Below are 19,790 nucleotides of genomic sequence, written 5' to 3'. Positions count from 1 at the left end.
CATGTATCGCGCAGGCATCGTCAACCCGCGCCCGCCTGCCGTCCGAGCCCGAGGCTCTTCTGCAGCGACACGTAATCCTCGATCGGTTCGGCTTGCCCGGCAATCACGTTCTGCTGCGCGGATAGCGCTCCGCGTTGCGTATCGAGCAGGTCGATCATCGACGCGGCGCCCGCGCGATAGCGTTCGTCCATCAGCGAGCGGGAATGCACGGCCGATGTTTGCACCATGGTGAGCGTAACGACGTCGGTGCCCATAGCGCTGCAGTGCGGTGTTCGCATCCTGCAGCGCGCCGAGCACCGCCTTCTGGTAATTCACTTTCGCTTCGTCGCGCGACGAAGCCCGCCGCGTGTTGACCGCCGCGCACCGTTAGCCGCTGCCGGTCAGTTCGGCTTGCGCTCCGGTTCGCCGGCCGACGGCGGCCGGGCCGCCGTTGCGGCGGCATTGCCGTTGCGGGTGTTGCTGCCGCTTTCGCCTTCGTCCTCGCTTTCGCCGTTGCCTTCCGGCCGCGATCCATCGGCGTACGCAACGAGGCTGCGTTGCGGATTGGCGATCCGGATGCCGCGTTCGCGGAACGTCTCCGCGATCCGCCGGTTGAATTCACGCTGCACGCTCCAGCGCGTCGAGTCCGTGCACTGCATCTGCCCCGCGAGCGCAACGGCCGCGCCGTCGACCTGGTCGATGCCCCAGTAGCTGAAGTCGGACAGGATGCCGTCTTGGTACTTCGGATCGTCGCGCAATGCGGTGCCGATCTCCTTGAGCGTCGCGATTGCGCGATCGATGTCCTCGCCGTACGCGATGCTGACCTTGACGGCCGCGTTGCCGAGCCCGCGATTCGTATTGTTGACGGTCGTCACCGAGCTGAACGGAATCGTGTACAGCGACCCGTCGCCCGCGCGCAGCCGCACGGTGCGGATCGACAGGTATTCGACCGTGCCCGACACGCCGGCGAGCGTGACCCAGTCGCCGACCTGCATCGCGTTTTCCATCAGCAGGAAGATGCCGGTGATGAAATCCTGCACGAGCTTCTGCGAGCCGAAGCCGAGCGCGACGCCGAAGATGCTGGCGCCGGCCAGCAGCGGGCCGACGTTTACGCCGAGTTCGCTGAGGCCCGTCAGCACGACGACCAGCGCGATCATCACGAACAGCAGCGAGCGCAGCATCGGCAGCAGCGTGCGCAGCCGCGCCGCGCGCACGAGATTGCCTTCGCGGGTCCAGCGCTGCAGACGGCGCTCGATCGCGATGTTCGCGGCTTCCCATACGACGAGCGCGACGATGGCCGCGATCGCGATCGTCACCAGCGCCGACGCGAGCCGATGGCCGATCGTGCCGGTCTCGAACGCGCGGAAGATCGGCACGCCCCAGATCTGCAGCAACAGCACGACCGTCACGATGCCGAGCGCGCCCGATACGATCCGGCGCAGCAGCGGGTAGTAGCGGTACGCGTGCAGATGGACGAGCGTGCGGTCTTCGTCGCGGCGCTGGAACAGCCGCGCGAGCGCGCCGAACACGACGATCGACACGATCCGCATGCCGATCATCGCGGCGATCGAACGGCCGCCGAGCGTGATCAGCACGCGGTAGCCGTTGTGGACGTCGAGCGCCCACACGAACCACAGCGCCATCACGATGAATACCGACACGGGCGCCCAGGCGTCCGCGAGCGCGTTGCCGATTACCGCGAAGGTCGGCCGGTCCGCGCCGGCTGCACGGATCCGCGCGGCGACCGGCCGGCGGCACTGCAGGATCAGCGCCGCGATCATCACGTGCCCGACGAGCGCGACCGCTTTCAGCAGCGCGACGTGACCGGCCTCGCTGAGGCCGATGTTCGCGGCGATCTCGACCGCGGCCGTGCACACGCCGACCACGATCACGATCCGCGCGATCGAGCGTTGCGCGAAGTCGGCCCATGCATCGCTGATGTGCAGCAGCCGCAATTGCCGCGCATCGGGCTGGAAGAACAGCCGGCTGACGATCGTGACGAGCCGTCCGATCACGTAGATGTCGATCAGCGATTCGAGCGCGGATTCGATCGGCGTGCCTGCGTCGCCGATCATCGACATCGTCAGGCTCGCGACGCCGACGAATACGAGCAGTGGCACCGCGCGCAGCGCGAGGCTGACGAGCGCGCGCGGCATCCGGTGCAGCAGCGTGGTGTGGCGCTGCGCGTCGCCGCGACCTTGCGATGATGTGGGTGCGGTGTCGGGAGCGTGGGCGGCGTCGGGCGGAGCGGATGATTCCGGCGGCGGCGCGTTGTCGTCGTCGGACGTGACGGCATCGGGCGCGGTGCCGTGCGCCGAGTCGGCGCGCCGTGCGGCCAGCGCGGCCAGCGCGCGCCGCAGCAGCCGCTTCGCGAACCATTCGAACAGGAACGCGGGCACGAGCACGGCGACGATGATCCAGATCGCGCGAGAGAGATCGGCGCGCCCGTCGGCGCGCACCAGCTTGTCATGCCACCAGCTTCCGACCGAGCCGACATCGAGCAGCGAGCGCAGCGATTCCTTCAGCGCGCTGCCGATTTCGGTGGTCCAGCGCGCGCCCTGGCGGACGAGCATCGACGCGAGCCCGTTCGACGTGAGCGCGGCAGGCGCGGCGGCAGCCGACGCGCCGCTGGCCGCAGCCGCTTCGCTTGCCGTGACCGCGGGCGCGCTCAATGCGCCGACGGCCGCGATCGCACGCAGCGTCGTTTCGACCTGGGCGCGATCGCGCGGGTTTTCGAGCACGTCGAGTGCCTGCCGGGCCTGTTGCGGCGTCAGCGCGGGCGCAGTGCCGGAAGCGGCCGACGCGGCGGCCGGTGCGGGAGCGGCCGCATGCGCGGCCGAGACGACGGCGGCAAGTAGCCAGCCGAGGAGGAAATGTCGCATGGGTAGGCATGCGGGCGCGCATCGGCGCGCGGCCCGCGGAGCTGAACGATGGACGGAAGTTAACATGATCGCGATCGGAACCGAATAGTTCCATCGACGAATATTCAAATCGGGCATGCGCGAGGCGGCGCGGGCGTTTGCGGCTTGTTCGTGCCTGTAGACAGTCCGATATGCGGACACGTCCTTTTTATCGAATCGTAAGCGTCCTGTAACACGTGCTTGTTGGTGCCCCGGCGTGCAGATGTGGACCGGGAACGGTTTTTGAACGTGAATGGTGCGTCGTTACGCGAGCGTTCGCCCGATCGTGAACAAACGACGATCATCGCGACACGCACGTCGCATCTGATGGTTTCGTATTCCTGAAGAATCACGACTGCGCGTCGTGAAAAAACGGCAGCACATGCTCGGCGAGTTCTTCGATGACCTCGCGCACGGGCCGGTCCGCTCCCGGATTCAGCGTGACGTGATGCGTGCCCGCCGCGCGCATGTCCCGCAGGATGTCGACCAATGCGCGGCGTCCGGTGGCATAACCGAGCGGCAGCGCGGTGGCCGGCGCGTCGGGATGCGCGGCGAGGTCGAGCCGCATCGACACGCCGAACGCACGCAAGGCCGGCGACGCGAGCCGGTCGACCGCAGCGCGCCACATCGAATAACGGGCGCGCTGCGTGTCTGGATCGCGGTGGTACGTCATCCAGCCGATCGAGTGCCGTGCGATCCAGTCGACGCTCTGTCCGCCCGAGCCGACCGCGAGCATCGGCACCGCGTCGCCGCCGCGCGGCAGCAGCGTGAATTCAGGCGCGTCGGGCGGCGCTTCGTCGGGCAGCACGCGCGACGGCACGCCGAGCGCGGTCGCAACGACGTCCCAGTGTGCGCGATAGCGGTCGCGCCGCGTTTCCGCATCGACGCCGAACGCCGCGTATTCAGGCGGCCGGTCGCCGGAGCCGAGCCCGAGGATGAAGCGTCCGCCCGACAGCGTCGCGACCGACAGCGCGCCTTTCGCGATATGCAGCGGATGACGCAGCGGCAGCACGATCGCGCCGCTGGCGAGCGCGATCCGGCGCGTGCGCGACGCCAGTGCGCCGAGCAGCACCCACGGGTCGAGGTGGCCGACCGGGTCGGGATAGTCGGCGCTGTTCAGCGGCACGTCGCGAATCCACAGTGCGCGAAAGCCGAGCGTATCGGCAAGCGCCGCGAGTTCGAGCTGTTCGTTGAAGTCGGCGACGATATTGCCGCTGCGAAGCAGCGGCAGCGTGAGGCCGATCGACAACTGTCCGGCCGAAAAGACGCGGCGTGCGACGTCGGCGCGGGCGGGGGCGTGCGTGGTCATGTCGAATCCCTGGAGGCGGTGCAAGGCGGACGCGCGGCGGGTTTCCGGGCAGGCGGCGCGAAGCCGCGCGCTGCAAGGCCAGGCGCACGCGTCGGTTCAGGCGCGTGCAGCCGCCGTCGGGCGATTGTAAGGCGATTGGCGGCGGCGCGCAGATGCAACGCCCCCGATGCCCGTCGGGGCTGCGCCCGGACAGCCCGATGGCGAGCCCGGCCGGCGTCGGTCGGGCCGCGTTCCGTGTTTCAGTTCCGAAACATTCGCGCTTTTTGCCGGTGCGCGATTCGCACCGACGGCATTTCGGCGGCCCGCGCGGCCTTGCGGCATGAAGCATGGTGCGCTCCTTGCATATCTGTGCGTGCCGTGAGTGCGATCGCAGGTGCAGTCGACCCGGCGATCGCTTCAGTGGGTCGGACGTATCGAATACGGGGACAAGAGAATGAAAAGAGACCGAACCGCAACATGTCATGTTGCAAATATGAATCGCCGACCTGCCAGGGTATTCGCTTCGCCGTTGATCGCGGCGACGTGAGCGCACGGCTTTCCGTTCCATCCGAGTAATCGGGTTCGTTCCGAACGACGACGTGCATGTGTGACGCACGAGGCCGACCGGTGCCGGTCGGCCGTCGGGGATGAACTGCGAATGCATGCGGATGGCCCCGGCCTTGATCCCGGATCGTCATTTCGCGGCGCAACGCGAGTCGTCGTGCGGCGGATGCGTTCGCGCGCCGCGCATTGCGTCGGCGTGACGGGCCTGAAGAACCGGATCGCACGGGAAAGCCGGTGGCGCAACGATGCGTGCGGCATCGCGGAACACGCGTAGTCCAGGGGAAGCGTTCGCCATTCTCAGCGCGGCGGACGCCGCAATATTGTGCTGTCAGTTGATCCACTACCCCGATGGATCAATTGTTGAAGCGCCCATCGCCGAGCGGCGATGGGCGTCTTTTTTGTGCGCGGGTTTGCCGTGCGTGGCGCCGGCCGGATCGCGCGGCGTTCTGTATCATGTGCTGGCGCGCGGGCCGCTCGTGCGGTCGCACGGCTGGCCGGCGCGCCCGCTCACGCGTTGCCAACATGAACGATCAAGCCTTGCACGACCCCTTATCCGCCTGTGTCGAGCCGACCGCGCTCGACGCGCTGCACACGTTTGTCGAGCGTCATCCGCGCCTGCTCGTGCTGACCGGCGCGGGCATCAGCACCGATTCCGGCATTCCCGGCTATCGCGACCGTAATGGCCAATGGATGCGCTCGCCGCCGATCCAGCTCCACGAATTCCTCGGCTCCGACGCGGCGCGGCGACGCTACTGGGCGCGCAGCATGATCGGCTGGCCCGTCGTCGGCCGCGCGCAGCCGAACCGGTCGCACGACGCGCTGGCGCGGCTCGGCCGCGCAGGCCGGATCGAGCGCCTCGTCACGCAGAATGTCGACGGCCTGCATCAGCGCGCGGGCAGCGACGACGTGATCGAGCTGCACGGCGGGATCAACGGCGTGACGTGCCTCGAATGCGGCGCGCATCATGCGCGCGCGACGATCCAGACCGTGCTCGAAGCCGACAATCCCGAACTGCTGGGCGCGCAGGCCGAGCCGGCCGCCGACGGCGACGCGCACCTCGAATGGGCCGCGCTCGACACGTTCCGCATCCCGGCGTGCCCCGCGTGCGGCGGCCTGCTGAAGCCGGCGGTCGTGTTCTTCGGCGAGAACGTGCCGCGCGAGCGCGTGACGCTGGCCGCGCAGGCGCTCGATGCGGCCGATGCATTGCTCGTCGTCGGGTCGTCGCTGATGGTGTATTCCGGGTACCGCTTCTGCGTGTGGGCGCAGGCGCAGCGCAAGCCGGTCGCCGCGCTCAATCTCGGCCATACGCGCGCCGATCCAATGCTGACGCTGAAGGTCGAGGCGCAGTGCGCACCGGCGCTCGACGCACTCACCGCGCGGCTGGGCCTCGCGCGCAACGCACCGGAGCACGCATCGTGAGCGGCCCGACAGCTTCGCCCGATCCGTCCGCGCGGCTCTCGGCGCCGGCGGCCGAACGCAATCGCGGGCCGATCCTCGACGTGTTGCGCCGCGTGCTGCCGGCGACCGGCAGCGTGCTCGAAATCGCGAGCGGCACGGGGCAGCACGTCGTCCATTTCGCGCAGGCGTTGCCGGGCCTGCGCTGGCAGCCGAGCGATCCCGACGCGCACGCGCGGCGCTCGATCGCCGCGTGGATCGCGCATGCGGGTCTCGCGAACGTCGCCGGGCCGCTGGCGTTCGACGTGCGCGACGCGTCGTGGCCGGTCGACGCGCTCGACGCGATCGTCTGCATCAACATGATTCACATCTCGCCGTGGGCCTGTACCGACGCGCTGTTCGCGGGCGCGTCGCGGCTGCTGCGGCCGGGCGGCGTGCTGTTCCTGTACGGCCCGTATCGTCGCGAGGGCCGGCATACGGCGCCGTCGAACGAAGCGTTCGACCTGCAGTTGCGCAGCCGCGACCCGTCTTGGGGCGTGCGCGATCTCGAGACTGTCGTCGCGCTCGGACTCGATCGCGGGCTCGACTGCATCGAGGTCGTCGAGATGCCGGCGAACAACCTGAGCGTCGTGTTCCGGCGGCTTCCGCACGCGGAGCAATGACACGCAAGCGCGCATCGCCGCCGGGTTTCCACTATCCTTTCGCCTGTGCGCGCGGCCCGGGTCGGGTCGCGCCCTGTTTTTTCCGGAGAATTGACTAATGGGCAAACAAGCAATCGGTGTGATCGGACTCGCGGTGATGGGCCGCAATCTCGCACTCAATATCGAGAGCCGCGGTTATGCGGTGTCGGTGTACAACCGCAGCCGCGAGAAAACCGACGAACTGATCGCCGAATTCCCCGGCCGCAATCTGGTGCCGACCTACACGCTCGAGGAATTCGTCGCATCGCTCGAAACGCCGCGCCGGATCCTGATGATGGTGAAGGCAGGCGAGGCGACCGATGCGACGATCGCGTCGCTCAAGCCGTTGCTCGAGAAGGGCGACGTGCTGATCGACGGCGGCAATACGCACTTCACCGACACGATCCGCCGCAACCAGGAACTCGCGCAATCGGGCCTGCATTTCATCGGCACCGGCGTGTCGGGCGGCGAAGAGGGCGCGCTGCGCGGCCCGTCGATCATGCCCGGCGGCCAGCGCGACGCGTACGACCTCGTCGAGCCGATCCTCAAGCAGATCGCCGCGAAGGCACCGTCGGACGGCGAGCCGTGCGTCGCGTACATGGGCCCGGATGGCGCGGGCCACTACGTGAAGATGGTTCACAACGGCATCGAATACGGCGACATGCAATTGATCGCCGAAAGCTACTCGGTGCTGAAGAACGTCGCAGGCCTGACCAACGACGAGCTCGGCGCGGTGTACACCGAATGGAACCAGGGCGAGCTCGACAGCTACCTGATCGAGATCACGTCGAAGATCTTCGGCAAGAAGGACGAAGAGACCGGCAAGCACCTCGTCGACGTGATCCTCGATCGCGCCGCGCAGAAGGGCACCGGCAAGTGGACGAGCCAGAACGCGCTGGATCTCGGCGTGCCGCTGCCGCTCATCACGGAATCGGTGTTCGCGCGCGTGCTGTCGTCGCTGAAGACCGAGCGCGTCGCGGCCAGCAAGATCCTGTCGGGCCCGACTGAAGCGCCGTTCGACGGCGATCGCGCCGCGTTCGTCGAAGCGGTGCGCCGTGCGCTGTACCTGAGCAAGGTGATCTCGTACGCGCAGGGCTTCGCGCAGCTGCGCACGGCGTCCGAAGAGTACGGCTGGAATCTCGACCTCGGGACGATCGCGAAGATCTTCCGCGCGGGCTGCATCATCCGCGCGCGCTTCCTGCAGAAGATCACGGAGGCTTACGCGAAGGATCCGGCGCTCGCGAACCTGCTGCTCGATCCGTACTTCCAGGACATCGCAGCGAACTACCAGGCATCGCTGCGCGACGTCGTGGTCGCCGCGGTGAAGGCCGGCGTGCCGGTGCCGGCGTTCGCGTCGGCGGTCGCGTACTTCGACAGCTACCGTTCCGAGCGGCTGCCGGCGAACCTCGTGCAGGCGCAGCGCGACTTCTTCGGCGCGCACACGTTCGAGCGCACCGACAAGCCGGGCAGCTTCCACGCGAACTGGTCGTAACCGGCCCGCGGGCGCATTGTTGCGAAAATCTATTCTTTGAATAGGGTTTTTCTATCCCGGATGCCGACATTGTTGGCTCCGGGGAAACAGTGTTTTCGCTCTTTCATGGTTTTCCCTAGGGGACATCGGGACTAAACTCTGTTCCATCGCTGCAGACATGGTGTGTGCGGCGGAGCAAAAAAAATCCCGGAGGTAATCATGAAATCGCTGATCGCAACGTTCGCTGCAGCTGCTGTCCTCGCCGTTCCCGCCGTCTCGTTCGCCCAACAGAACGCGCCCGTTACCCGTGCGCAGGTGAAGGCCGAACTGGTTCAACTGCAACAGGCCGGCTACAAGCTGGGCAGCGACCGCACGGACTACCCGGCAGGCATCCAGGCAGCTGAAGCTCGTGTGAACCCGCAACAGAACGTCGCCGCCGCCGACACGACCGGCTATGGCGCGCAACCGGCCGCCGCGCAGGAATCCGGCGCTCCGGCCGCAGCAAAGACCGGCTGGCAAGTCAAGCGTATCGCTGACGGCGCACCGGTCTACAAGGGTCGTTAATGGCGCGGCCGCCCCGGCGGCCGGACCTGACCCCATGTAGTACAAACAGCCCGTCGTTTCGCAACGCGAAACGACGGGCTGTTTTCATTGGTGGCGCCTGCGGCGCCGGCAGTCAGTGCAGCGGGCGCGTGCCGCGCCCGATCTCCCGGAACAGCGCTTCGGCCGGCTCCAGCACCTGCAGCCACGTTTCGTCGTAGCCGCTCAGCGTGTCGAGCGCGTCGCGCAGCCGCTCGATCGCAAGGACCGGCAGCTCGACGCTGTGGCGCGTGGCGCCCGTCAGGTGCGCGACGCTCGCCAGCTGAACGAGCGCATCGGCCGCCTCGGCGACGTCGGTCGCGAACAGCAGGTGCCGGTTGAGCAATTCGACCAGGCCGCTGGAACCGGCGAAATCGTCCGCATTGAGCTGCACGGAAAGAAACGTCGCATTGTTCATTGTCATGCTCCTCGTTGTCGTTGGATTACGCTGCGCATCACCGAGTATAGGCGGCGATCGAAGGGGAGAATGTGACGGAGCCGAGACGGCAGACGGCTGCGACGCGGGCGGAAGACCTGCGGCTGGGCCGCCGGACGGCCCGCGCGGTGCGGTTCGCGGGCCGCCGGCCCGCATCGGCGAAGCCGCAAGATTGTTGCCGGAACCTGCGTCTGTCGCGGCCCTGACCGCGACAAATGGTATCTTTGCCGGTCGGAGCGACGCGAAAAAGGGGCCGGTGAGCCCGTTCGCGCCGACGTTCCGCTGTGGAAACTGACGGCCGCGAGAGCGGTCGGATACTGGTTGGTCCGGCCGTCCGGCCGGACATCGTGCGTCGCGCGCCGGAGGGCGGTGGGCGGCGCAACGACGCAAATCCGGGAGGACCCTTGAGAAAAACTATTCCCATCCACGATTCGCTGGCGCACTGGCTGCCGCAGGCGGCGCTCGTCACCGCGGCCGTCGCGCTGTCGGGCTGTACGCTGACGCCGTGGACCGACAACTGGCAGCCGGCGCGTTCGTCGGGGCCGACGTCGGCCGCGACGCCGGGCGTGATCGCCGGCTATTACCGCGTGAACCCGGGCGACACGCTCGCGGGCATCGCGAACGCCTACGGGCAGCGCGTGCAGGATGTGGCGAGCTGGAACCACATGGCGCCTACCGACGCGGTGTCGCCCGGCCAGGTGCTGCGCGTCGCGCCGCCTGCCGCGACGTCGTTCGGGCAGCCGCCCGCGGCGGCCGCGCAGCCGGGCTCGCTCGCATGGCCGGCCACGGGCGTCGTCACGGCGCCGTTTGCGGCCGGCAAGACGCGCGGCATCGTGATCGCCGCGTCCGGGCCCGACCGTTCGGTGCGGGCCGCGGCGAACGGGCGGGTGGTCTATGCCGGGTCCGGCGTCAAGGCGTACGGCCCGCTCGTGATCCTGAAGCACGACAACGGGCTCATCACGGCCTACGGTCACAACGGCAAGCTGCTCGTCAACGAAGGCGACGCGGTGCGCCAGGGCCAGCCGGTCGCCGAGATGGGCGCCGACGCAAACGGCCGTTCGACGTTCGAGTTCGAAGTCCGCCAGAACGGCAAAGTCGTCGATCCGATGAACTTCCTGCCGCGCAACGGCGGCTGACGAGCCGCATCGCCGCGTGTGCGCCGGGCGGCGCACACGCTCCCGCCTTCTTTCGCTTTCATCCTTCCTTCAGCGTCGCGGTGTCGGATTGTCTCGCGTGATTGCCGAGCCAGCGGATGCCCAATGCGAGCGCCGCCGCGCCGAGCGCGATCAGCGAGCACTGGATCGCGACCGGCAGGTAGCCGTGCGGCCGCGGATCGACGAACGGGTAGGGATACCAGTTCTCCAGCGCGCCGCGCACGAGCGTATAGCCGAGATAGACGACCGGAAAACCGAGCCACGCGAACGCGCTGCGCCGTGCGATCGGCGAGCGCGGCTCCACGTACAGCCAGTCGCACAGCATGACGAGCGGCACGATCCGGTGCAGCACCCAGTTATTGAACGCAGGTGTGACGTGATGCAGCGCATCGAGGCGTGCGAGCAGCAGTTCGTAGACGATCGCGGTGATCAGCACGTACAAAACGGCCGCGCCGCGCATCGATTCGTAGCGGGCCGAGCCGGGACGCGCGATGCACCAGATCCCCGCGGTCAGCATCGCCGACGCATAGAGGCTGCTCAGTTGCGTGAAATAGCTGAGGAAGTTGCCAAGATGAATTGCGGGCATGCCCCAGTAGCCGGCGATGCTGTGCAACGTCGTGGACACCGCGAGCAACGCGGCAATCAGCCGGTAGGCCGCAACGAAGAACGCCTTGCTCATGATGCGCGCGCAACGTCGACACCAAAGCTTCATCGTGCCACAGCCGTTCCCGTGCGCGATGCGGATTTTCCATATGGCAGCCGCGCGCGGTGCGTGTCGACGATTCGTCGGATATTTGACCGCGCCGAGCAAAACCGGACGTCCGTGCGGCTACAATCGTGGCAGCTCCGCCGGGCGCAGAGCCGGCTGCGGCATGCGCCCCTCCCCGCATACAACACGAGACCAAGCATGAAAAACATCCTCGCGAAACAGACGCGCTACAGCTCGCCCGCGATCTTCTTCCACTGGGCCATCTTCCTGCTGGTCGCGCTGGCGTACCTGGCCATCGAGATCCGCGGGCCGAAAGGCAGCGACAGCCGGGTGTTCTGGATGAACGTGCATCTCACCGCGGGCACGTTCGTGCTCGTGCTGTCGGTGCTGCGCGTGCTGTGGCGGGTCGTCAGCCGCGTGCCGGAAGCCATTCCGCAGGCCGCGCTGCTGCGCTGGCTCTCGAAGCTCGCGCATTTGGCGCTCTACGTGTTCATCATCGCGCAGCCGCTGCTCGGCATCATGATGATCAATATGGGCGGCAAGCCGGTGTCGCTCGACTGGCTCGGCGTGTCGTTCACGCTGTTCGGCCCAGACAAGGCGCTGCGGCCGACGATCAAGGAAGCGCATGAGTTGATCGGCAACGCGTTCTACTTCGTGATCGGCCTGCATGCGCTGGCCACGTTGTACCACCATTTCATCCGGCGCGATAACGTGCTGCGGCGCATGGTGCCCTGATCGCCGCACTCCGGACGCGCGCAGCAGGCGGGGGCGCATGGTTGTGTTGACAACCATGCGCCCCCGCTTCGTTTACCGTCATCCGCGGCTGGCCATCGAGGCGAACATTCTGTAACATCTCGGCTGTTTTTACGTTCCGCTTACTCGCCGCCGCGCATGCTGCACCGACATCGTCACCTGACCGCCTGGCTTGGCGTGCTCGCGATCTGGTTCGCGATCGCGGCGCCGCTGGTGTCGCAGTGGCGCATCGCGCAGGCGGCCACACCCGACGCGATCGTCTGCAGTGCAGAGCACGGCGCGCATCGGTCGCCCGATGCGGGCCGCATGCACGATCATGCGCTGCATCTCGATGCGTGCGGCTATTGCGGATTCTTCGCACACAGCCCCGCGATCGGCGCGCCTGCCGCCGCGTCGTTCGCTTCCGTTTCCGTCGTTTCCGTTTCCGCCGCCGCGTCGCCAGCCGTCGCGGCGCGCGCCGACCGCTATCCGCGCGCGTATCCACGCGCACCGCCCGAGCGCGCCTGACGCGCTGTCTTCCGTTCTTTCCACCGCCGATATCCGTGCGGCCCGTCGAGGCCGCGTGGAGGGCGTCACTCGGGCTTTCGATCATGACCATTTTCCAGTTGCGTGCGCCGCGGGCGTCACGCAATGCCTGTGCGCGGCGCGTGCCGCGCATGTTGAAACTCACCGTTCCCGCGCTCGCCGTCGGCGCGCTGGCCGCGACCGCTGCCGCGGCCGAAACGGCTCGCGCGGCCGGCGCGCCTGCGGACGACGCGGCCGCGCTGCTGCCGCCCGTCGAGGTCGTCGCGTCGCCGCTGACGACGCCGCTCGTCGTCGTCACGGATCCGAAGGCGCCGCGCCAGCCGCTGCCCGCCAGCGACGGCGCGGATTACCTGAAGACGATCCCCGGCTTCACGTCGATCCGCGGCGGCGGCACGAACGGCGACCCCGTGCTGCGCGGGATGTTCGGTTCGCGGCTGAATATCCTGGCGAACGGGATGCCGACGCTCGGTGCCTGCCCGAACCGGATGGATGCGCCGACGTCGTACATCGCGCCGGAAAGCTATGACAAGGTCACCGTCGTGAAGGGGCCGCAGACCGTGCTGTACGGCCCGGGCGCGTCGGCCGGCACCGTGCTGTTCGAGCGCGTGACGCCGCGTTTCGACAAGCCGGGCATGCGTTTCGAGGGCAGCCTCGTCGGCGGCTCGTTCGGTCGCAACGACCAGAACATCGACGTGACGGCCGGCACGCCGGACGTCTATGGCCGTGTGACCGCGAACCACGCGCATTCGCAGGACTACAAGGACGGCAACGGCAACACGGTGCCGTCGCAGTGGGACAAGTGGAACGCCGATGCGGCGCTCGGCTGGACGCCCGACGACCATACGCGGGTCGAACTGACGGCCGGCACGGGCGACGGCTACGCGAAGTATGCGGGCCGCGGGATGGACGGCGCGCATTTTCGCCGCGAGACGTTCGGCCTGTCGTTCGACAAGCGGCATCTCGGCGACGTGCTCGACCGGATCGAGGCACGCGTGTACTACAACGAAGCCGACCACGTGATGGACAACTACACGTTGCGGCAGCCCGACCCGACCAGCAGCATGCCGATGCGGATGGCGTCGGAGGTGCGCCGCCGCACGGTCGGCGCGCGCGCTGCCGCGACGTTCCGTTTCGGCGACGACTTCAAGCTCGTGACGGGTGTCGACGCGCAGTCGAACCGGCTCGATTCGCGCTCGGCGATGGGGCGGCAGAACTACGGCGACCAGCCGTGGGATGCGCAGGCGACGATGTGGAACGCGGGCGCGTTCGGCGAGTTGACGTGGTACGCGAGCGACGTGTCGCGCGTGATCGGCGGCGCGCGTGTCGACTATGCGAGCGCACGCGACAAGCGCGCGACGACGAGCGGGATGATGATGAAAAAACCCAACCCGACCTTCGACGACGACCGCGCACGTGTGCTGCCGAGCGGCTTCGTGCGCTACGAGCGCGATCTCGCGTCGCTGCCCGTCACGTGGTACGCGGGGATCGGTCATGCGGAGCGCTATCCCGACTACTGGGAGTTGTTCTCCGCGAAGCGCGGGCCGACCGGTTCGGTCAACGCATTCTCGGCGGTGCAGCCGGAGAAGACCACGCAGCTCGACATCGGCGCGCAATACAAGAGCGACCGGTTCGATGCGTGGGTGTCGGCCTACGCAGGCTACGTGCAGGACTTCATCCTGTTCAACTACGCGGCCGGCATGATGGGCCCGACCACGCAGGCGACCAACGTCAACGCGCAGATCATGGGCGGCGAAGCAGGCGTGTCGTGGCGGCCGGTTGCGCCGCTGCGCGTCGAGACGTCGCTCGCGTATGCATGGGGGCGCAACGTGGCGAGCGGCGATCCGCTGCCGCAAATGCCGCCGCTCGAGGCGCGCATCGGGCTCGAATACACGCGCGGCGCGTGGTCGGCCGGCGGCCTGTGGCGGATCGTTGCGCCGCAGCATCGTTATGCGCTGAACGAGGGCAACGTGGTCGGCAAGGACTTCGGCCCGAGCGCCGGATTCGGCGTGCTGTCGCTGCATACGCAATACAACGTCAGCAAGACCGTGCAGGTCTCGGTCGGCGTCGACAACGTGCTGAACAAGGCCTACACCGAGCATCTGAACCTCGCGGGCAATGCCGGCTTCGGCTATCCCGCGAACGCGCCGGTGATGGAGCCGGGCCGTACCGCATGGGTACGCGTGAGCGCAAAGCTGTAGCGCGTTGCGAGTGTGCGTTGCAGCATGCGCGCACATGAACGCAGCCCCGCCCGAACGGGCGGGGCGCGTCAACCGATTAGAGAACCGTGTCTAGTCGAGGCGCAAACGTTGGCCGCTCGTGTTTCACTCCGGCATTCGACGGTCACGGCGCACACGAGGGCGCCGCGTGCGTCGATTCGAGTTCATTCGTACCGGCAGCACAATAATCAGGAGAACATGCATGGCCAGATCGATGCGTTCCAGGGTGGTGGCAGGGGCAGTGGCATGCGCGATGAGCGTCGCGCCGTTCGCGGGGACGACCGCAGTGATGACGCTTGCGACGACGCACGCAGCGATGGCAGCGACCGCGCCCGCCGACGACTACGCGACGACGCGTTATCCGATCATCCTCGTGCACGGGCTCACGGGCACCGACAAGTACGCGGGCGTGCTCGAGTACTGGTACGGCATCCAGGAAGACCTGCAGCAGCATGGCGCGACCGTCTACGTCGCGAACCTGTCGGGCTTCCAGAGCGATGACGGCCCGAACGGGCGCGGCGAACAGCTGCTCGCTTACGTGAAGACGGTGCTCGCCGCGACGGGCGCGACCAAGGTCAATCTCGTCGGTCACAGCCAGGGCGGGCTCACGTCGCGTTATGTCGCGGCCGTCGCGCCCGATCTCGTCGCGTCGGTGACGACGATCGGCACGCCGCATCGCGGCTCCGAGTTCGCCGACTTCGTGCAGAGCGTGCTCGCATACGATCCGACCGGGCTTTCGTCGTCGGTGATCGCCGCGTTCGTCAATGTGTTCGGAATCCTGACGAGCAGCAGTCACAACACGAACCAGGACGCGCTCGCGTCGCTGAAGACGCTGACGACCGCACAGGCCGCCACGTACAACCAGAACTATCCGAGCGCGGGCCTTGGCGCGCCGGGCAGTTGCCAGACCGGCGCACCGACGGAAACCGTCGGCGGAAACACGCATCTGCTGTATTCGTGGGCCGGCACGGCGATCCAGCCGACGCTCTCCGTGTTCGGTGTCACGGGTGCGACGGACACGAGCACCATTCCGCTCGTCGACCCGGCGAACGCGCTCGATCTGTCGACGCTCGCGCTGTTCGGCACGGGCACGGTGATGATCAACCGCGGCTCGGGCCAGAACGACGGGCTCGTGTCGAAGTGCAGCGCGCTGTACGGCCAGGTGCTGAGCACGAGCTACAAGTGGAACCATATCGACGAGATCAACCAGTTGCTTGGCGTGCGCGGCGCGTATGCGGAAGATCCGGTCGCGGTGATCCGCACGCATGCGAACCGGCTGAAACTGGCGGGCGTGTAATCGATGACGGCACGTGAAGGGCGCGCGCCGCGGGCGCGGCGCGCTGTGGTCTACGGTGTCGCGGGGCTGGCGGCGATCGTCGGCGTCGCGATGTGGAGCGGTGCGGGATGGCATCGCGATACGGGTAGCGCCGGCGAGTCGCCCGATGCTGCGGCGGTGGGCGGCGTGGCTGCGGCACCGCCGCAGGCCGCCGTTCCGGCGAGCGCGGGCCTGCCGTCGTCGCTGGCCGGTTCCAGCGCGCCGCGGCTGCCGCTCGATGCCGGCGGCCATCTCGCGAAGGTGCGCGCGGTACGCGATTTCTTCGATTACTGCCTGACCGCGCAGAGCGATCTCAGTACGGCCGCGCTCGATGCGCTCGTCGCGCGCGAGATTGCCGCGCAGCTCGACGGTACGGCTGCGCAGGCCGACGCGCTCGACGTGTGGCGCCGGTATCGCGCGTATCTCGACGCGCTCGCGAAATTGCGCGATGCCGGCGCGGTCGACAAGTCCGACCTGGGCGCGCTGCAGCTCGCGCTGGACCAGCGTGCGTCGATCGCGTATCGCACGCTCGGCGACTGGAGTCAGCCGTTCTTCGGCGCGGAGCAGTGGCGGCAGCGCTACGATCTCGCACGGCTGAAGATCGCGCAGGATCGCACGCTGACCGATGCGCAGAAGTCCGAACGGCTCGCGGCGCTCGAGCAGCAGATGCCGGCCGACGAACGCGCGGCGCAGCAGCGGGTCGACCGGCAGCGGGCCGCGATCGACCAGATCGCGCAGTTGCAGAAGAGCGGGGCGACGCCCGATGCGATGCGCGCGCAACTGACGCAGACGCTCGGGCCCGAGGCCGCCGCGCGCGTCGCGCAGATGCAGCAGGACGACGCATCGTGGCAGAGCCGCTACGCGGACTATGCGGCGCAGCGTGCGCAGATCGAGTCGGCCGGCCTGTCGCCGCCGGATCGCGACGCGCAGATCGCCGCACTGCGGCAGCGCATGTTCACGAAGCCCGGCGAAGCCGTGCGCGCGGCGTCGCTCGATCGCGGCGCGGGCAGCGCGCAGTAACGCGGGCGCCGCCGTATGTGACCGGCCTTATGCCGCGCGCGTGATGTGCCGCGGCAGATGCTGCTCGATGGTATCCGCGAGCGTGTCGAACGCGGGCCCGATGCTTTCGTGCGGGACGCACGCATAGCCGAGCAGCAGGCCGCGCCGAGCGGTGTCGAGGTTGCTGTAGTAGCTGGTGAGCGGGCGTACGATCACGCCCGCGTCGAACGCGCTCTGCGTGACCGCGCGATCGTCGCACGTGTCGGGCAGGCCGAGCACCAGGTGCAGGCCGGCCTCGTCGCCCATCACGGGCAGCGCGTCGCCGAAGCGCGCTCGGATCGCGTCGATCATCAGTTGCCGGCGCTCGCCGTACAGCGTGCGCATGCGCCTGACGTGCGACGTCAGGTGGCCGTCCATGATGAATTCGGCGAGCACGGCCTGCTGCATCAGCTGGCCCTCGCGGTACAGCTCCGACAGCCCGGTGCGGAAGGTGTCGACCAGATGCTCGGGCACGACCATGTAGCCCATCCGCAGGCCCGGGAACAGCATCTTGCCGAGGCTGCCGACGTAGATCACGCGGCCGCCGTCGTCGAGCCCCTGCAGCGACGCGAGCGGGCGGCTGCCGTAGCGGAATTCGCTGTCGTAGTCGTCCTCGATGATCCAGCAGCGGTGCTGACGCGCGTATTCGAGCAGCATCCGGCGCCGTGCGAGGCTCATCACCATCCCGAGCGGGTACTGATGCGACGGCGTGACGAGCACGAGCCGCGGCGGATGCTGCATGTCGCCGGCACGCGGCGCGAGCCCTTCCTGGTCGACCGGCACCGGCGCGAGCGTGAGGCCGGCCGCCTGCAATACGCTGCGCACGCCCCAGTAGCACGGTTCCTCGACCCACGCGCGATCGCCGATGTCGGACAGCAGCCGCACCGCGAGATCGATCGACTGATGAATGCCGGTCGTGATGATCACCTGGTCCGGCGAGCATTTGACCGAGCGCGCGACGCGCAGGTAATCGGCGAGCGCGCGCCGTAACGGCCGGTAGCCGCCGCCCGGCGCATAGGTCAGCAGCTCGGGGTTCGCGTCCTTCCACAGCCGCGCCTGCAGGCGGCTCCACGTGCGGCTCGGAAACTCCGACACGTCCGGCACGCCCGGCATGAACGCACCCCACTGGCGCCGCGACACGCCTGCGTGCTCGATCAGTTGCCGGCCGCGCATCGACAGGCTGCCCTGCGCGTCCGGCGGCGGCAGCGTGCCGGCGTCGGACGGCTGCGGTGCGGCGCCCGGCGCGCGAATCGCGGCGGCGTCCGGCCGCGTATCGGCCACGTAGGTGCCGCTGCCGGTCGTCGTCAGCACATAGCCTTCGGCCGTCAGCTGGTCGTACACGTGCAGCACGGTATTGCGCGCGATCGACAGGTCCGCCGCGAGCGTCCGGGAACTGGGTAGCTTTGTCCCTGGCCCCAATTCCCCGGTCAGGATGGCCTGCTGCATCTGTTGCAGCAACTGCCGGTACATCGGCTCGGACGAGCCGCGGTCGAGGCGGGCGGAGAGCCAGTCGGCAAGGATCACGGTATCCAAAGTGGTCCTACTTGGAATATTGAAATGGTTCCCTAGTATAGAACCGTGCGCACCGTATAGTGGATCGCATCTCAAAAACGATTGTCGCGACGCAAGGGGACAGCATGATGAAGTCCGATGATGTGATCGTCAGCTTTCGCGGCGTGCGGAAGACCTATGACGGTGAAACGCTGGTCGTCAAATCGCTCGACCTCGATATCCACCGAGGGGAATTCCTGACGCTGCTCGGGCCGTCGGGTTCGGGCAAGACGACCTGCCTGATGATGCTCGCCGGTTTCGAGTTTCCGACCGGCGGCGAGATCCGCCTCGACGGCGAACTCCTGAACAACGTGCCGCCGCACAAGCGCAACATCGGCATGGTGTTCCAGAACTACGCGCTGTTCCCGCACCTGACGGTCGAGCAGAACGTCGCGTATCCGCTGACCGTGCGCAAGCTGCCGGCCGCCGAGCGCACGGAGCGCGTCGCGCATGCGCTGAAGATGGTGCAGATGGAGCGCTTCGCGAAACGCTACCCGGCGCAGCTGTCGGGCGGCCAGCAGCAGCGTATCGCGCTGGCGCGTGCGCTCGTGTTCGAGCCGAAGCTCGTGCTGATGGACGAGCCGCTCGGCGCGCTCGACAAGCAGCTGCGCGAACACATGCAGTACGAACTGAAGGCGCTGCACGAGAAGCTCGGCGTGACCTTCGTCTACGTGACGCACGACCAGGGCGAGGCGCTGACGATGTCCGATCGTGTGGCCGTGTTCGACAAGGGCATCGTGCAGCAGCTCGATACCGTCGACCGCCTGTACGAATCGCCTTGCAACGAATTCGTCGCGAACTTCATCGGCGACAGCAACCGGCTGCGCGGCACCATCGCGCGCGTCGACGGCGAATTCTGCGAGTTCCGGCTCGACGACGGCACGAAGCTCGTCGGCCGCCATATCGGCGAAGCCGCCGAGGGCGCGTCGGCCGTCGCGTGCATCCGCCCCGAACGCATGAGCCTCGCCGCGCACGGCGCGAACGGGCATGCGAACGGCGCGGCCGCGAACCGGCTGACCGGCGAGGCGCGCAGCCTCATCTATTTCGGCGATCACGTGCGCATGCGCTGCGCGCTGCCGGGCCAGGACGAATGCTTCGTGAAGGTGCCGCTCGGTACCGGCGCGCTCGATGCGTTCTCGCCCGGCGCGCCGGTCTCGCTTGCATTCGCACCCGAGCACCTGCGCGTGTTCGCATGAACAGGGTTTCCCCGATTTACCGCAGCACGTCGTCAACAACA

Annotated in this window: 16 protein-coding genes and 1 pseudogene; 11 read left to right on the top strand and 6 right to left on the bottom strand. The window is 68.0% G+C overall.

Annotation, left to right across the window (positions count from 1 at the left end; translation table 11 throughout):
- Window positions 1-20: 20 nt before the first annotated feature.
- From ACM6JT_RS12485 to ACM6JT_RS12475, 3 genes and pseudogenes are all read right to left on the bottom strand, one after another.
- A pseudogene (locus ACM6JT_RS12485) lies at window positions 21-336 on the bottom strand (TolC family protein); the annotation flags it as partial.
- 44 nt (window positions 337-380) lie between these two features.
- Complete coding sequence (locus tag ACM6JT_RS12480; protein WP_407972548.1) at window positions 381-2,861, bottom strand: mechanosensitive ion channel family protein; 2,481 nt, start codon at window positions 2,859-2,861, stop codon at window positions 381-383.
- A 367-nt stretch (window positions 2,862-3,228) separates the two neighbouring features.
- Window positions 3,229-4,188 carry an LLM class oxidoreductase gene (locus ACM6JT_RS12475; RefSeq protein WP_217589920.1) on the bottom strand — a complete coding sequence of 320 codons (960 nt, stop codon included), beginning with the start codon at window positions 4,186-4,188 and terminating at the stop codon, window positions 3,229-3,231.
- Between the two features lie 1,065 nt (window positions 4,189-5,253).
- Here ACM6JT_RS12475 and ACM6JT_RS12470 point away from each other — a divergent pair.
- The 4 genes from ACM6JT_RS12470 to ACM6JT_RS12455 all read left to right on the top strand — a co-directional run bounded on the left by ACM6JT_RS12470 (window position 5,254) and on the right by ACM6JT_RS12455 (window position 8,841).
- Window positions 5,254-6,150: an NAD-dependent protein deacetylase gene (locus ACM6JT_RS12470; protein ID WP_414856567.1), complete on the top strand. Its 897-nt coding sequence runs from the start codon at window positions 5,254-5,256 to the stop codon at window positions 6,148-6,150.
- Window positions 6,147-6,788: a DUF938 domain-containing protein gene (locus ACM6JT_RS12465; RefSeq protein ID WP_105392775.1), complete on the top strand. Its 642-nt coding sequence runs from the start codon at window positions 6,147-6,149 to the stop codon at window positions 6,786-6,788. Before ACM6JT_RS12470 ends, ACM6JT_RS12465 begins: the two co-directional genes overlap by 4 nt.
- 97 nt (window positions 6,789-6,885) lie before the next feature.
- Window positions 6,886-8,298 carry an NADP-dependent phosphogluconate dehydrogenase gene (gndA, locus tag ACM6JT_RS12460; protein ID WP_034180038.1) on the top strand — a complete coding sequence of 471 codons (1,413 nt, stop codon included), beginning with the start codon at window positions 6,886-6,888 and terminating at the stop codon, window positions 8,296-8,298.
- A 198-nt stretch (window positions 8,299-8,496) separates the two neighbouring features.
- Window positions 8,497-8,841 carry a DUF4148 domain-containing protein gene (locus ACM6JT_RS12455; RefSeq protein WP_034180037.1) on the top strand — a complete coding sequence of 115 codons (345 nt, stop codon included), beginning with the start codon at window positions 8,497-8,499 and terminating at the stop codon, window positions 8,839-8,841.
- Between the two features lie 112 nt (window positions 8,842-8,953).
- Here ACM6JT_RS12455 and ACM6JT_RS12450 read toward each other — a convergent pair whose 3' ends face one another.
- A complete protein-coding gene (locus tag ACM6JT_RS12450) occupies window positions 8,954-9,274 on the bottom strand; it encodes a hypothetical protein (protein ID WP_072439461.1) in 321 nt (106 codons plus the stop codon).
- Between the two features lie 422 nt (window positions 9,275-9,696).
- Here ACM6JT_RS12450 and ACM6JT_RS12445 point away from each other — a divergent pair, with 422 nt between their 5' ends.
- The gene (locus ACM6JT_RS12445; RefSeq protein ID WP_414856566.1) at window positions 9,697-10,428 is read left to right on the top strand and encodes a peptidoglycan DD-metalloendopeptidase family protein; all 732 of its coding nucleotides are present in this window, start codon (window positions 9,697-9,699) and stop codon (window positions 10,426-10,428) included.
- Between the two features lie 58 nt (window positions 10,429-10,486).
- Here the strand turns inward: ACM6JT_RS12445 and ACM6JT_RS12440 are convergent, their stop codons facing one another.
- Window positions 10,487-11,125, bottom strand: a complete 639-nt coding sequence (locus tag ACM6JT_RS12440; protein ID WP_034180034.1) for a Pr6Pr family membrane protein — start codon at window positions 11,123-11,125, stop codon at window positions 10,487-10,489.
- Between the two features lie 228 nt (window positions 11,126-11,353).
- Between ACM6JT_RS12440 and ACM6JT_RS12435 the strand changes: the two genes are divergently transcribed.
- The 5 genes from ACM6JT_RS12435 to ACM6JT_RS12415 all read left to right on the top strand — a co-directional run bounded on the left by ACM6JT_RS12435 (window position 11,354) and on the right by ACM6JT_RS12415 (window position 16,984).
- Window positions 11,354-11,890, top strand: coding sequence for a cytochrome b (locus tag ACM6JT_RS12435; RefSeq protein WP_034180033.1), 537 nt, complete (start codon window positions 11,354-11,356; stop codon window positions 11,888-11,890).
- 156 nt (window positions 11,891-12,046) lie between these two features.
- Window positions 12,047-12,415, top strand: coding sequence for a DUF2946 domain-containing protein (locus ACM6JT_RS12430; RefSeq protein WP_034180032.1), 369 nt, complete (start codon window positions 12,047-12,049; stop codon window positions 12,413-12,415).
- Window positions 12,416-12,498: 83 nt separating this feature from the next.
- Window positions 12,499-14,631, top strand: coding sequence for a TonB-dependent copper receptor (locus ACM6JT_RS12425; RefSeq protein WP_243566272.1), 2,133 nt, complete (start codon window positions 12,499-12,501; stop codon window positions 14,629-14,631).
- 220 nt (window positions 14,632-14,851) lie between these two features.
- Window positions 14,852-15,946 (top strand): triacylglycerol lipase, encoded by a 1,095-nt coding sequence (locus tag ACM6JT_RS12420; protein WP_105392773.1) that lies wholly within the window; start codon window positions 14,852-14,854, stop codon window positions 15,944-15,946.
- 3 nt (window positions 15,947-15,949) lie between these two features.
- The gene (locus tag ACM6JT_RS12415; protein ID WP_414856565.1) at window positions 15,950-16,984 is read left to right on the top strand and encodes a lipase secretion chaperone; all 1,035 of its coding nucleotides are present in this window, start codon (window positions 15,950-15,952) and stop codon (window positions 16,982-16,984) included.
- 27 nt (window positions 16,985-17,011) lie between these two features.
- Here ACM6JT_RS12415 and ACM6JT_RS12410 read toward each other — a convergent pair whose 3' ends face one another.
- On the bottom strand, window positions 17,012-18,535 hold the full coding sequence (locus ACM6JT_RS12410) for a PLP-dependent aminotransferase family protein (RefSeq protein WP_034180028.1): 1,524 nt from the start codon (window positions 18,533-18,535) through the stop codon (window positions 17,012-17,014).
- A gap of 107 nt (window positions 18,536-18,642) precedes the next feature.
- Between ACM6JT_RS12410 and ACM6JT_RS12405 the strand changes: the two genes are divergently transcribed.
- The gene (locus tag ACM6JT_RS12405) at window positions 18,643-19,749 is read left to right on the top strand and encodes an ABC transporter ATP-binding protein (RefSeq protein ID WP_131949347.1); all 1,107 of its coding nucleotides are present in this window, start codon (window positions 18,643-18,645) and stop codon (window positions 19,747-19,749) included.
- The last annotated feature ends 41 nt before the right edge of the window (window positions 19,750-19,790 follow it).

It is taken from the genome of Burkholderia sp. IT-111MI5, assembly GCF_949752865.1.
In the GTDB taxonomy this organism is placed as follows: Bacteria; Pseudomonadota; Gammaproteobacteria; order Burkholderiales; family Burkholderiaceae; genus Burkholderia; species Burkholderia pyrrocinia_C.
This window is presented reverse-complemented; position numbering and strand designations above follow the sequence as displayed.

Bases quoted from the DNA above. Each gene is read 5' to 3' on its own strand.
- ACM6JT_RS12450 (WP_072439461.1), bottom strand. From the start codon at position 9,274: ATGAACAATGCGACGTTTCTTTCCGTGCAGCTCAATGCGGACGATTTC.
- gndA (WP_034180038.1), top strand. From the start codon at position 6,886: ATGGGCAAACAAGCAATCGGTGTGATCGGACTCGCGGTGATGGGCCGC.
- ACM6JT_RS12435 (WP_034180033.1), top strand. From the start codon at position 11,354: ATGAAAAACATCCTCGCGAAACAGACGCGCTACAGCTCGCCCGCGATC.
- ACM6JT_RS12420 (WP_105392773.1), top strand. From the start codon at position 14,852: ATGGCCAGATCGATGCGTTCCAGGGTGGTGGCAGGGGCAGTGGCATGC.
- ACM6JT_RS12415 (WP_414856565.1), top strand. From the start codon at position 15,950: ATGACGGCACGTGAAGGGCGCGCGCCGCGGGCGCGGCGCGCTGTGGTC.
- ACM6JT_RS12455 (WP_034180037.1), top strand. From the start codon at position 8,497: ATGAAATCGCTGATCGCAACGTTCGCTGCAGCTGCTGTCCTCGCCGTT.
- ACM6JT_RS12475 (WP_217589920.1), bottom strand. From the start codon at position 4,188: ATGACCACGCACGCCCCCGCCCGCGCCGACGTCGCACGCCGCGTCTTT.
- ACM6JT_RS12480 (WP_407972548.1), bottom strand. From the start codon at position 2,861: ATGCGACATTTCCTCCTCGGCTGGCTACTTGCCGCCGTCGTCTCGGCC.
- ACM6JT_RS12440 (WP_034180034.1), bottom strand. From the start codon at position 11,125: ATGAGCAAGGCGTTCTTCGTTGCGGCCTACCGGCTGATTGCCGCGTTG.
- ACM6JT_RS12405 (WP_131949347.1), top strand. From the start codon at position 18,643: ATGAAGTCCGATGATGTGATCGTCAGCTTTCGCGGCGTGCGGAAGACC.
- ACM6JT_RS12470 (WP_414856567.1), top strand. From the start codon at position 5,254: ATGAACGATCAAGCCTTGCACGACCCCTTATCCGCCTGTGTCGAGCCG.
- ACM6JT_RS12430 (WP_034180032.1), top strand. From the start codon at position 12,047: ATGCTGCACCGACATCGTCACCTGACCGCCTGGCTTGGCGTGCTCGCG.
- ACM6JT_RS12425 (WP_243566272.1), top strand. From the start codon at position 12,499: ATGACCATTTTCCAGTTGCGTGCGCCGCGGGCGTCACGCAATGCCTGT.